General features: G+C 43.7%; 14 protein-coding genes and 3 pseudogenes. 14 read left to right on the top strand and 3 right to left on the bottom strand.

The features are described from left to right. Window positions 1–3: 3 nt before the first annotated feature. From CRENPOLYSF2_RS10185 to CRENPOLYSF2_RS10150, 10 genes and pseudogenes are all read left to right on the top strand, one after another. Window positions 4–567: a DUF5625 family protein gene (locus tag CRENPOLYSF2_RS10185; protein WP_087143837.1), complete on the top strand. Its 564-nt coding sequence runs from the start codon at window positions 4–6 to the stop codon at window positions 565–567. 17 nt (window positions 568–584) lie between these two features. Continuing rightward, window positions 585–1,619 (top strand): calcium-binding protein, encoded by a 1,035-nt coding sequence (locus tag CRENPOLYSF2_RS18550; RefSeq protein ID WP_140396843.1) that lies wholly within the window; start codon window positions 585–587, stop codon window positions 1,617–1,619. Window positions 1,620–1,666: 47 nt separating this feature from the next. After that, window positions 1,667–2,014: pseudogene (locus tag CRENPOLYSF2_RS19220) on the top strand (dCTP deaminase); the annotation flags it as partial. Window positions 2,015–2,023: 9 nt separating this feature from the next. Beyond that, window positions 2,024–3,127: pseudogene (locus tag CRENPOLYSF2_RS19215) on the top strand (hypothetical protein); the annotation flags it as partial. Next, window positions 3,128–3,352, top strand: a pseudogene (locus tag CRENPOLYSF2_RS19210) (dCTP deaminase); the annotation flags it as partial. It abuts the pseudogene before it with no gap. 11 nt (window positions 3,353–3,363) lie between these two features. Next, window positions 3,364–3,915 carry an electron transport complex subunit RsxB gene (gene rsxB, locus CRENPOLYSF2_RS10170; RefSeq protein ID WP_245807973.1) on the top strand — a complete coding sequence of 184 codons (552 nt, stop codon included), beginning with the start codon at window positions 3,364–3,366 and terminating at the stop codon, window positions 3,913–3,915. After that, the gene (nth, locus tag CRENPOLYSF2_RS10165) at window positions 3,912–4,547 is read left to right on the top strand and encodes an endonuclease III (protein WP_087143834.1); all 636 of its coding nucleotides are present in this window, start codon (window positions 3,912–3,914) and stop codon (window positions 4,545–4,547) included. The genes rsxB and nth overlap by 4 nt, the downstream gene beginning before the upstream one ends. Before the next feature lie 148 nt (window positions 4,548–4,695). Next, on the top strand, window positions 4,696–5,334 hold the full coding sequence (locus CRENPOLYSF2_RS19205; protein WP_245807972.1) for a hypothetical protein: 639 nt from the start codon (window positions 4,696–4,698) through the stop codon (window positions 5,332–5,334). A 93-nt stretch (window positions 5,335–5,427) separates the two neighbouring features. Continuing rightward, window positions 5,428–6,279 carry an HvfB family MNIO-type RiPP peptide maturase gene (locus CRENPOLYSF2_RS10155; protein WP_087143833.1) on the top strand — a complete coding sequence of 284 codons (852 nt, stop codon included), beginning with the start codon at window positions 5,428–5,430 and terminating at the stop codon, window positions 6,277–6,279. Then, window positions 6,260–7,060: an HvfC family RiPP maturation protein gene (locus CRENPOLYSF2_RS10150; RefSeq protein WP_087143832.1), complete on the top strand. Its 801-nt coding sequence runs from the start codon at window positions 6,260–6,262 to the stop codon at window positions 7,058–7,060. Before CRENPOLYSF2_RS10155 ends, CRENPOLYSF2_RS10150 begins: the two co-directional genes overlap by 20 nt. A gap of 21 nt (window positions 7,061–7,081) precedes the next feature. Here CRENPOLYSF2_RS10150 and CRENPOLYSF2_RS10145 read toward each other — a convergent pair whose 3' ends face one another. Next, window positions 7,082–7,576, bottom strand: a complete 495-nt coding sequence (locus CRENPOLYSF2_RS10145) for a hypothetical protein (protein WP_176371092.1) — start codon at window positions 7,574–7,576, stop codon at window positions 7,082–7,084. 214 nt (window positions 7,577–7,790) lie between these two features. Here CRENPOLYSF2_RS10145 and purE point away from each other — a divergent pair, with 214 nt between their 5' ends. Continuing rightward, window positions 7,791–8,288, top strand: coding sequence for a 5-(carboxyamino)imidazole ribonucleotide mutase (gene purE / locus CRENPOLYSF2_RS10140; protein WP_087143831.1), 498 nt, complete (start codon window positions 7,791–7,793; stop codon window positions 8,286–8,288). After that, window positions 8,285–9,379, top strand: coding sequence for a 5-(carboxyamino)imidazole ribonucleotide synthase (locus CRENPOLYSF2_RS10135; protein WP_087143830.1), 1,095 nt, complete (start codon window positions 8,285–8,287; stop codon window positions 9,377–9,379). The genes purE and CRENPOLYSF2_RS10135 overlap by 4 nt, the downstream gene beginning before the upstream one ends. Window positions 9,380–9,507: 128 nt before the next feature. Here CRENPOLYSF2_RS10135 and CRENPOLYSF2_RS10130 read toward each other — a convergent pair whose 3' ends face one another. Then, complete coding sequence (locus CRENPOLYSF2_RS10130; RefSeq protein ID WP_087143829.1) at window positions 9,508–10,281, bottom strand: metal-dependent hydrolase; 774 nt, start codon at window positions 10,279–10,281, stop codon at window positions 9,508–9,510. Between the two features lie 284 nt (window positions 10,282–10,565). Then, window positions 10,566–11,093: a molybdopterin-guanine dinucleotide biosynthesis protein B gene (mobB, locus tag CRENPOLYSF2_RS10125; RefSeq protein ID WP_087143828.1), complete on the bottom strand. Its 528-nt coding sequence runs from the start codon at window positions 11,091–11,093 to the stop codon at window positions 10,566–10,568. A gap of 105 nt (window positions 11,094–11,198) precedes the next feature. On the opposite strand from mobB, the gene CRENPOLYSF2_RS10120 reads away from it, so the two are divergent. Together CRENPOLYSF2_RS10120 and CRENPOLYSF2_RS19200 are read left to right on the top strand one after the other, a co-directional pair. Continuing rightward, window positions 11,199–11,702 (top strand): DnaJ domain-containing protein, encoded by a 504-nt coding sequence (locus CRENPOLYSF2_RS10120; protein ID WP_087143827.1) that lies wholly within the window; start codon window positions 11,199–11,201, stop codon window positions 11,700–11,702. Window positions 11,703–11,749: 47 nt separating this feature from the next. After that, entirely contained in the window at window positions 11,750–12,715 is a 966-nt protein-coding gene (locus tag CRENPOLYSF2_RS19200) for a murein hydrolase activator EnvC family protein (RefSeq protein ID WP_245807971.1), read from the top strand. Window position 12,716: the final 1 nt, after the last annotated feature.

Below are 12,716 nucleotides of genomic sequence, written 5' to 3'. Positions count from 1 at the left end.
TAAATGCAAACACTTACCGTAAAGATTACTATGCACGCTTTTAATCAAAGTATGCAAAGTGCGGCCAATAAAAATACTATTATCATATTGATTTTGTTTATATGTTTAACTGGATGTTCATTTTTTACTTATAAAATAATAGATACCCCCATAGCCCTGCATAAAGCAGGTAATGTAATTGAAACTGATTTTAAAATAGAACAAGACGATAAAATAAGCCTTAAGTTACGCTTTTTTGTTAATGACCAACCTGGCGATCGTAATCGCTTGCTAGACTTTCTAGGGCGCGAAGCAGGAATCGGTTTTTCCGTTCCACAAACTGTTACTGTTCCGTTAAAAATAAAAATCATTAAATATACGGATGTTAAAAAATCAGTAATTTTAAATAAAACCTACACCACTACCGGATTGGTAAGCTCTGGAGAAACAACATTGGATCGACTAATTGACAAATTAAGCATTACATCAGGAAATTATCGAATACGAATAGAAACCATTAAAGATTTTCCTCAGTTAATTGATACAAAAGTCCAGTTCAAGCTTTATTACATTCGCGCCCCAAAATAACTATAAAAAAATAGAAAATGATAACACTTACAATAAAAATTGCTTCTAGCGGAACTATATATGACGGAAATGGCCAATCGGGAACTGGGTATATGTGGTTATCTTTAGACAAAGATGGAGCTAATGGCCCAGTAGCACCCGTTTCCATGGGTTACGGACTAGACGAAGGCTCGTTACTTCCAAGAGGCCAAATTTATACTGACGACGATCAAACGTATGCCTCAACATACTACACTGGCACAATAAGTATTAGTGCCACTCAATATGATCAACTAATTAATTTCAGAACAGCTCCTTCAAATTATGGATTCAATTCTTCTATCTACTCTGCTTGGAATAGTTGTATAGATTTTACATGGAAAGCATTGGAGGTTATCGGATTTAACCAAAGCGGATTTGAAGGAGATTTTTGGCCGACATGGAATGCTGATAACGCAGATTATGCTCTTTATACCTATCTATTTGGTGGATCAACCGGCTGGCAAGAAAGCTTATCATCACGCAGTGGTTATGATGTGATTTATGGCAGCAATGCCAATGATAATCTTCAAGCTCAAAGTAAAACCGATGCCATGTACGGAGGGTATGGCAATGACATTCTTACAGGCAACGCGGGCGCTGAGTATTTATCAGGAGGTGTTGGTGATGATACTTTAAAAGGCGGCGTAGGAACTGACACGCTAGTTGGTGGCACAGGCGCTGACAAACTACAGGGTGGTTTAGGTAATGATATTTTGACCGGTGGCACTGGAAAAGACATTTTCCAATTAACCACCCTTTCCAAAGACACAATCAAAGATTTTTCAATCGTCGATGACACGATTCAGCTTGAAAATAGCCTGTTTATCAAATTAACCGTAACCGGTATTTTAAGTGTGGCTAATTTTAAAATAGGTACAACCGCTGCCGATGCGAATGATTATGTTATTTACACCAGCAGCACTGGTGCTTTGTCTTACGATGCGGATGGCAATGGCGTGGGGGCAGCGGTGCAAATCGCAATATTAGGTACAAACTTAGCCATGACCAATGCAGATTTTGTTGTCATCTAATCTTTCCGCTTCGAAATAACCATTCAAAAACATATAAGTAACAACACATGAGCATCAAATCAGATAAATGGATACGCCGCATGGCGCAGCAAGGCATGATTGAACCGTTTGAAAGCGGCCAGGTACGAGATTCAGAAAAAGGAAAAGTAATTTCCTACGGCACATCCAGCTATGGCTACGATGTGCGCTGTTCCGATGAATTCAAAATTTTCACCAACATCAACTCGGCTATCGTAGACCCCAAAAACTTCGATCCCAACAGCTTTGTTGATGTGAAATCCGATGTTTGTATCATTCCACCCAATTCCTTTGCCTTGGCCAGAACCGTGGAATTCTTTCGTATTCCGCGTGATGTACTCACGATTTGCTTAGGTAAGAGCACGTATGCACGTTGCTTTAGTGGCAACACCCGCGTGGCCTTGCTGGATGGCACAGCGCCCACCCTGGAAGAAATGGCCAAACGCGCCGAACAGGGTGAAGTATTCTGGGGTTACAGCATCGGCCAATACGGGCAAATAATTGCCGCACTGATCGAAGCCCCACGCTACATTGGCCGTGACCAATTAATTGAAATTGAACTGGACTCAGGCGAAACCATTACTTGCACCCCTGATCATAAATTTTTAAACCGTGATGGCCGCATGGTCGAAGCCAGTAACTTGCGCCCAGGTTCATCATTAATGCCGCTTTATCGCAGTGTAAGACGCGGTTATGAAATGATCTACCAAACCTCCAATAACCGCATGTACCCAACCCATCGTTTGGCTGATGAATGGAATTTGCGCCACGGTGTCTATAACGACGAAATGGGCACACATCGCCACCATATCGACAACGAACGCCGCAACAATTACCCGTGGAACATTACCCGCATGGAAGCCAGTGAACATTTGCGCTACCACAACCAGCGTAATTACGGTGACGGTTTCGACGCACAAGAGCACGGTGATGCCATTAAAGCGGGGCTGCAACGTTTGGCACAACAACCACAATGGCGGGAAAACTTCAGCCAAGTGCAACAGCAACGCGCCTTAAATTTCTGGCATGACGAAAAATATGCCGCCATGCGGGAAAAAATCCTGGCACAACGCCAAAATCCGAGCGATGCTACCCGCTTTGCCCATTCACAAGCCACCTTAGCACGGTACGCTGATCCTCAAGCACGGGCACAACATTCAGAACTCATGCAACAAGCTTGGCGTAATGATGACACTCGACGCTTGAGGCAAGCGGAAATTGCCCGCCACATTAATTGCCGCGATGAAATTACTGCGGAAGTGGTGCGCGAGGCATTAGATAAAACCGGCTCCATACGCGGTGCAGCCAATTACCTACACTGTGACCGTAGCGTTTTTCGACGTTTTCCTGAGCAATTGGACAGCTTTCGTGGCACGGCAACACGTAACCACAAAGTTACTGCCGTTCGTCAGTTGGCAGGTGATCACGATGTCTATTGCTTAACAGTGCCAGAAGCCGGTAATTTTGCGCTAGAAGCCGGAGTTTTCGTTGCTAATTGCGGAATAATCGTCAATGTAACGCCTTTAGAGCCCGAATGGGAAGGCCATGTCACCCTGGAGTTTTCCAACACCACTACCCTACCCGCTAAAATATACGCCAACGAAGGCGTAGCGCAAATGCTGTTTTTCGGTAGTGATGAAGTTTGCGAAACTTCCTACAAAGATCGGGGCGGTAAATACCAGGGGCAAACCGGCGTGACCTTACCCAAAGCGTGATTGGATCATTTGTGCCTGATATTACCGTAGACCAAATCGATGCCCTGCTACCACAAACCCAATGTGGCCAATGCAGCTATAAAGGCTGCCGCCCTTATGCAGAAGCCATTGCAACCGGCGAGGCTGATATTAACCAATGTCCGCCAGGCGGTGATAAGGGCGTGCAAGCCATCGCCAATTTACTGGGGATGCCTGCTAAGCCACTGAACACGCAATTTGGCCAGCATAAACCCAAAAGCGTCGCCTTTATTATTGAAGCGGATTGTATTGGCTGTGTTAAGTGCATAACCGCCTGCCCTGTTGATGCCATATTGGGTGCGGCTAAATTTATGCACACTGTCATAACGAACGAATGCACCGGCTGCGAATTGTGCATAGAGCCATGCCCAATGGATTGCATCATCATGCTGCCCATAGAGGAAAAACCCGAACAAAAAACTGCCAAAAAACTGCATGCAAAGCAACGTTACGAGACACGCAACCTTCGCAAAGACAACGAAGCTTTAGAAAAAACTGAACGCATGCGGGCAAAAAAAGCCGCTTTGCTGAATTTAAAACCATGAACGCCGCCAAGCGCCTGGAAATATTTGAGCGTTTGGCAGAAGCTATGCCAGAACCGACCACAGAACTTAACTACAACACACCGTTTGAGTTATTAATTGCTGTGGTGCTATCAGCACAAGCCACCGATGTGGGCGTTAACAAGGCGACCGCGAAATTGTTCCCCGTTGCCAACACACCAGAAGCGATTTTAAAACTGGGTCTTGATGGTTTGAAAACCTATATCAAAACCATCGGCCTGTATAATAGCAAGGGCAAACACATCATCACCTTGTGCCAGCAACTATTGAATAACCACGCAGGACAAGTGCCCGATACGCGGGAGGCTTTGGAAAAGCTAGCCGGCGTGGGGCGCAAAACCGCCAATGTGATTTTAAACACCGCGTTTGGCCAACACACAATTGCTGTCGATACCCATATCTTCCGCGTCTCTAATCGTATGGGTATTGCGCCAGGCAAAAACGTGCTGGAAGTGGAGCGTAAATTGGAGAAATTTGTCCCTAAACAACATAAAAAAAACGCACACCATTTACTAATACTGCATGGCCGTTATACTTGCGTAGCAAGAAAACCCAAATGTCCAAATTGTATTATTGCAAATCTTTGTGAATTTAAAGACAAAACAATAATCTAGCGTCTGGACACCCGTATTTAGAACTTTTATACTACAGTTAGGGTATCGAAGTGAGCAGGAAGGATATTTTGTGCATAAAGGAACATTAATTACTGTTTGATGCTCTACGTACACTCAATTTTTACAATAAATAAAAAGGACAGCCTCTATGAAAAAATTAAACAAATCACCCTTAGCAGCAAGCATTAGCGCAGCATTTATTGCAACAATAGCTGCAACTGCAGTACACGCTGAAGCCAATCCCTTTGGCATGACTGAGCTGTCTTCTGGTTATATGCAAGTTGCCGAAGCCAAAGCCGATGAAATGAAATGCGGTGCGAGCATGAAAATGCCTGCTACACCGGCTACAAAAATGTCAGAAGGTACTTGCGCTGGCAGCAAAACAGCTGCACCGGCTGCTAAAGCTAAAGACGGTGCATGTGGCGAAGCAAAATGCGGCGCTATGATGAAAGACGGTAAAATGAAAGACGGCCTGGAAAAAGTCTGTGGTGCCATGATGAAAGGCAAAGAAGGCGCTTGTGGCGCTACCGCTGCGGGTGCGGCTACAAAAATGCCTGATGGTAAATGTGGCGCTCAATGTGGTGATGCCATGAAAGCCTGCCCCGATAAGAAAACCACAGAAGGCGCTTGTGGCGCAAAAATGAAAGGCTGTGAAGAAGGCATGCAAGGTTGTACTGACATGATAAAAGGCAAGGACGGTGCGTGTGGAGCTAATATGAAAGCACCTGCTGTAGCGGCTCCAGCAGCACCTGCCGCTGCTGCACCTGTAGTGCCAGAAAAAAAGTAATTGTTAACGCAAGACATAACCGTCAAGCTTAGCGCTTAGTTAAAAGGAGGGTGTAACAGCCCTCCCCTTTAAAAATCACATCAAGGTGTTCTCATGGACACAACCCGCTATTCCCTTTGTGGTGCCGGTTTAGGTTTACGGCGTTCTCTGTTAAATCAGCTAGTGAGTGATCCCCCCGCAGACATCGGTTTTTACGAAGTTGCGCCAGAAAACTGGATTCCTATTGGCGGTAAATTAGGCAAACAGTTTCGATCTATGACCGAACGCTTCGACTTCGTCTGTCACGGTTTATCCTTATCGCTAGGCAGCACCGACCCATTAGATGAAAATTTTGTCCGCGCGGTTAAGCAATTTCTAGCCGAGCATCAGATTAAACTTTACAGCGAACACTTAAGCTATTGCAGTAAAGACGGCCATTTGTATGACCTGATGCCCATCCCGTTTACAGCAGAAGCTGTCAGCCACGTTGCGGGGCGCATCAAACGCGTACAAGACATACTGGAGCAAAAAATCGCTATCGAAAACGTGTCGTATTACGCCGTCCCCAGCCATGAAATGACCGAGATTGATTTTTTCAACGCGGTAGTGGCCGAAGCCGATTGCAATATTTTGCTCGATTTGAACAATATTTACGTCAATAGTGTCAATCACGGTTACAAAGCTGAGGCCTTCTTAAAAGCCATCCCAGCACAGCGCATTGCCTATGCCCATATCGCAGGACATTATGTCGAAGCCAAAGATTTTTTAGTGGATACTCACGGTGCGGCGGTGGTCGATCCGGTCTGGGCATTATTGAAAAAAGCTTACCAGTTGTACGGTGTATTCCCGACACTGCTGGAGCGCGATTTTAATATTCCTGCAATGGATGAGCTATTACAAGAAGTCAACATCATCAACAACCTACAAAGCACCTGGACAAGACAGCATGAAAAACAGCTCGCCTAAGGTGGATTTTAAAGCCAAACAACAGGAATTTACCGCCTATATCCGCAATCCAAGCAGCAATCCGATTCCTTTAGGCCTCAAGAAAAACCGGATGCTGATGTATCGGGAGCTGTTTTTTAATAATGTTGAGGGTTTTCTGGTCGGTAATTTTCCGGTTATTCGGCGCTTACTGAATGATGAACAATGGTTAGCCTTGGCACAGGATTTTTTTGCTAACCATCACAGCACAACGCCATATTTTGTTGAAATACCAGAAGAGTTTATTAATTATTTACAAAACGAGCGGCACAACTTAGAAGATTTACCGTTTTTGCTGGAACTGGCACATTACGAATGGGTGGAAATGGCAGTATCCATCGCCAAAACTAGCATAATAGCCAATGCCGATGATTTAACCGACATCTTGAATAAAATATTACAAGTATCGCCACTGGCATGGCCGTTGGCGTATAGCTTTCCGGTACACAAAATTTCACCGCAGTTTATTCCATTGACAGCACCCACCCAACCAAGCTTTCTGGTGGTGTACCGCGATAAAAACGATGACGTACATTTTTTAGAAATTACCCCAGTCACCTATCGCTTATTGGAAATTGCGCAAGAAAATAACGGTGCAACAGTAGAGGCTTGCTTATTGCAGGTGGCACAAGAATCGCCAACTATCGCTGCCGAACAGATTATTAACACAGGTTTACAGATTCTGCACGAGTTGGCCAAGAAGAATATTGTGGCCATAACAGAACAAGTCTGTCAGGTTTTTAACCCCGACAGATTTGCTTAATGTATTATAAATTCGTACAGATTACTCTTTTAAACCGCCCTGTCCTTTGTAAGTAAAGCTTGGCTCAGCAGGCTTTGCTTTACCTTCTAAACATTTATACGCAGCACTTTTAAACTTAATAGCTAACGATTGGGGATCTTCATGCTCACCAACAAATTTTTCTGCTTCTTCGTCAGTTAAAGTTTTAGAGACTTCTTTGGTGATACATTCGCAATCTTTGGTAGCGCGCACCTCATCTTCCTCTTTATTAACAGAATTTTTAGTCTCACGCTCAACACATTGCGCGGTAAAATCGTGTTCAAATTTTAAGCGTTCCACTTCTGTCACAACCGTATCCGGCTTGACATCAAAGGTTTCGTATTCTTTTTTAGCCTCAGGTATAGCTTCAGGCTGTGCAACCGAAGTTTTTGCAGATGCAGGTGCGGGTGCTTTATCATCCGAACAACCGCTAACGCCTAACGTTATCACAGCACTGGTTAACACTATCATCAGCGATTTTTTTATCAATTTATTCATAGTTTTTCAGTATTGTAGTCATAAGATTTTTAAAATAAAACTGACGCTTATTGTATTACAACCCGAACCCAGGTACGCCATTCAATTGCTAAAATATTCCATAAAGCCACTGGTTTAAAGCATTTCACCCGCACTTTCAGCAAAAACTTAACAAACATACCCTGCCATTTATGCGATAATTTGGCGTTTTTACCGTTATCGTAAGGCTTAACAAATGACAGCACTGGTTGGCATTATTATGGGCTCCACATCAGATTGGGAGACAATGCGCTTTGCCGCTGAAACACTGGAGCAACTGGGTGTGCCACACAGCGTTGAAGTGGTTTCCGCACACCGCACTCCTGACAAATTATTTCACTATGCAGAAAGCGCACACAGCAAAGGTCTGGAAGTGATTATTGCAGGAGCCGGCGGCGCGGCGCATTTACCCGGTATGACCGCCGCCAAAACCACCCTGCCCGTTTTGGGCGTGCCAATTCAATCCAAAGCCTTAAACGGTATGGACTCGTTATTGTCTATCGTACAAATGCCGGCAGGGATTCCGGTGGGCACGCTGGCTATTGGCAAAGCCGGTGCTATCAATGCAGCCTTGCTGGCCACTGCCATTATCAGCAATAAACACCAACAATATCGCGCCGCCTTAGAAAATTTTCGTGCCACACAAACCGAAAATGTATTGGCACATGCTGATCCACGAGACGAGGTTTTATGATAGTTGGCATATTAGGGGCTGGGCAACTGGCCAGAATGATTGCTTTAGCAGGTTACCCTTTAGGTTTAAAATTTATCTTTCTTGACCCGTCCAAAGATGCCTGCGCCAATGGTTTAGGTGAGCATCTGTATGGCAACTATAACGACCCAAAATTATTGGAACAACTCGCCCAACGTGCCGATGTAGTCACTTATGAGTTTGAAAACGTCCCTGCCGATGTAGCCGGTTTTTTAGCCACGCACACCCAAGTACACCCGTCCCCTAAAGCCTTGGCGGTGGCACAAGATCGCTTGATTGAAAAAACCTTCTTCAATGACATAGACATCCCTACCTCACGGTATGCGCCAGTGGATAGCCTTGAAGAATTGCAAGCCGCCATGCCAACTATTGGCTGGCCTGCGATTTTAAAAAGCCGTACCCAAGGCTATGACGGCAAAGGCCAATCAGTATTAAAATCCGCCGATGATTTACCCGCTGCCTGGCAACTATTGGAAGGCGTACCAGCGATTGTTGAAGCATTTGTAGCGTTTAATCGCGAAATTTCTATTATCGCCGCACGTAATATTGCGGGCGACGTGGTGTTTTATCCCTTATCCGAAAACCTGCACCAAGGCGGTATTTTGCGGGTAGCAACGTGCTGCGAGCATGATCCGATGCAGCAACAAGCAGAAAGCTATGCGACGCGCTTACTCACCGCACTGGATTATGTCGGCGTGTTAGCGCTGGAATTATTTGAAGTGAATGGCCAGCTGATTGCCAATGAGTTTGCCCCGCGTGTTCATAACTCTGGCCACTGGACGATAGAAGGCGCAGAAACCAGTCAGTTTGAAAATCATTTACGGGCTATCGTTAACTTACCTTTGGGCGCAACGACTGCGGTGGGTAAATCAGCGATGGTTAATTTTATTGGTGGCTTGCCAGAAAGCGACAAGATAGCCGGTATTGCCCACGCACACTTACACTTATACGACAAAACACCCAGAAAAGGCCGTAAAGTGGCTCATGCTACCGCGCGGACTAAATCGTCCGAACATTTGGCGGAGATTGTTAAGCAATTAGTAGTATTGGCAGGTAAGGTAGACAACTCATAGGCATCATCGTAAAAACAGCATTGCCTGATAAAAGCCAACTTGTAACTGACTTTTATCAGGTGTAGCGTAAAACGCCTTCCTTCAGATGGGGATATAAGCGACCACACTTGGGTGAAACAGCCACAGCGTCATTTGCTGCGCTTAATGTTTTTAACCAACTTACTATTATCATCAGAATATTCCAAAAAATTCACAAACCAACGATTATCTCTAGGTAGCCATTTTTTTTGAAAATCCTGTTTTGCCAAAGCGCGGTTAAACAACATCCAATAATCTTTTACCGGTGGTGCATAATGTATTAAGCCTGCCGATATTAGCGCCATGAGGAAACTGGCTGCCAAATTTTCTCGGCTAAATAATTTAAGCGCCGTGCCAAAAGATTTTTTCATGCGTTTATTATGTAGATCTACGCTGTATAACTCATCCAGTGTTAAGTGTACCAAATAACCAATACTGATAAACGCCCCTGAATTCCACGCCATACGCGATGTATTGTGAAACACATAAAAAGCCGCATTAACTGCCAGCAAGCCCATAAAAACCACCGCCAGCAAAGAATGAAACGTACCACGGTGAATCGTCAGGCTGATAAACAATCTAAAAATCAGATGGCGAATGCCAAAATACACCGCCAACCAAATCGCAAATAGCTCAACAAAACTATATTGAGTCGCTAAATTAAACACCATCGCAAACGCGCAATACATTGACAAAAAGTAAAAAATCATCGTCAGTGGTGTTGATTTATCAGAATCAATATCCGGCAATAATCCTCCCAAAATACCCAATAAAAAATAGCTACCGGTTTCCCAAGGTTTAGCCAATTGCAACGTCAACAAGCTGATACTTGCCACGCCACTCATGGTAGTGGCAACGATTAAGTGAGTTTTAAAATTAGCCATATTAAAGCGGTAGTGAGCATGTTAAATACGACATTCGAGATAAATTTCAGTTGTCTTGGCGGGAAAATGGATAATTTTGTGCCGTAGCGTAAGGCGTTCATAATTGCCTTACATTACTTGCTATTGTAAAAGCTTTAGCCTCGATTTGCGTAGTTGAAACCTCGCCCACACAGATCAAAAATCTTTTAATTAACGCACTTTTAATAGTGATTAATTATAGACGGCCTGAAGTTAAAGCTTCATTTAATTTCCTCTCGGCTTACAAAACCTAGAGTCATCAGCCTTTAAATCATACCCACTCGGATTTGCTTCACAATAAATGCCGCTACTTGTTCTGGCTGATTAATATTTAATTGCACTAAAGACGCTGGAATAGCTAACTCGCAATCAGAAGCTATTGCAATAATATTGGCATCATTTAAATACAATAAAGGATGACCAAGCTCTGCGCGATGCAACTCAATCTTAGGAAACGTCTCTAACTTAAAACCTTCCACCAACATTAAATCCAACGCAGATTGATCAAATAGTTTCAGTTGATCATCTAATCTAGGTTCTTGTTCTGAGCTAATCTCAGTGATAATCGCGCGGCGATATTTAGATACTATCATAACCGGCGAAGCGCCAGCTTGCCGTAAACGGTAGCTGTCTTTGCCGGGCACATCAATATCAAAATTATGGTGAGCGTGCTTAATTAAGCCAACTCGTAAACCGTATTGCTTAAGTAGTGGAATAATTTGACTCAGTAAGGTGGTTTTGCCAACACCACTGTAAGCTGCAAAGCCTAAAATCGGCACAAGTGCGTGTTGCATGGTTAATACGATCTCATGGCAGTTACGTTGCCTGATATTCTAAGGTATTATTGTGCAAATCACGAGGACGCTGACCTTACTTAACCCATACCAGAGAAAGCAGCTATGCCTATTGTTCTGTTATTAGCACTAATACTCAGTTTTTTTACCGTGCGCTCGTTGGTAAAAGACCATCCTGCGCTTATTGCCAAGCACCTTAAAACCCTGCTGTACTGCCTGGCGGGTGGTGCATTGGCATTGTTAATGCTGACAGGACGTTTAAATTGGTTGTTTGCCTTAGTAGGGGTTACGATTGCCTCTGCATTTCGGTTAGCGCCGTTACTGTTACGCTACGCGCCACAACTGCATAACTTATGGTGGCAATTTAAAGCAGGCAAACCCAGCTCAAAACACCAGCAATCACAGCAACAAAATTATACGCATGCGTCCAAAAGCACTATGTCTGCCGAAGAAGCATACCAAGTGCTGGGGTTAAAAAACAACGCAACCGAGCAAGAAATTATTAGCGCCCACCGTAAACTAATACAAAAAATACATCCCGATCGCGGCGGCTCCGATTATTTGGCGGCGCAAATCAATTTAGCCAAAAAAATGCTCTTAAACAAATAAACCTTATGCGTATGTTTCTCAACTGGCCGCTTGTTATCCAAAGTGCGTTGCTCAGCATTTTTTTACAAGCGTGCGTAGAAAATCCAAGCTATGCCCCTGTCACTAACACGGGGCAATCGCTCTCAAATAATCAATTACCTCAATCTGAATTCACTATTGCACAAGACACTTCGGCGACTACTATTGAAAATCGTCTGTCAGAAACCACCCACATTCCCACTGAATCCAGTCGCTACCAAAATTTAGCAGCGGTAATCAACGAAAACCCTGCGCCAAGTAATAAAAAAATTACACACTCAAATGGCTATTATCAGCTTGCCAAAAAAAACACTATTTTATCCAAGCAACATTACCCGCAATTGGCCAGATGGCATAAGTCACCCACACCTCATGCAATACAAACAAGCCATACAATAAAACGACTTACGCATAATACCGCTGACACAGCGCCTATTTTAAAAAAAAACCTCAGCAGACACAGCGCATCAAACACAGATAAAAAAATAAAATATTCTTTTATTTCAGTACCTAATAATAAATCAACGCCTTTCTCAATCAAAAATCATACCCGCCAGCACGTTGCAAGCGTTATTAAATCCGAAGCGCTTAAAACAGCAACTATTTCAATTGATAACAAAAAGATGTTAAAGTTAGCATTTAAATGGCCTCTTAAAGGAGTAGTTGTAAAAAATTTCCAGCAATCTAAAAACAAGGGTATCGATATAGCTGGAAAAATTGGCCAACGAGTCTACGCCGCTGAAGCTGGCAAAGTTATTTATGGTGGCCCGTGGCTGGTCGGATTTGGTAATCTATTGATTATAAAACATAATCACATCTATTTAAGTGCGTATGCCAATAACAGTCAACTGCTTGTTAAAGAAGGACAAAGTGTAAATAAAGGTCAGATTATTGCACAAGTAGGCAGAACGCTATCCCAAAAAGCTGCCTTACATTTTGAAATACGAAAAAATGGAAAATCCGTAAACCCACTTAGACTTTTACCTCGCTTGTAAT

The organism is Crenothrix polyspora, assembly GCF_900163755.1.
In the GTDB taxonomy this organism is placed as follows: domain Bacteria; phylum Pseudomonadota; class Gammaproteobacteria; order Methylococcales; family Methylomonadaceae; genus Crenothrix; species Crenothrix polyspora.
The sequence above is the reverse complement of the archived record's forward strand: the minus strand, read 5'-3'. Positions and strand labels throughout refer to the sequence as shown.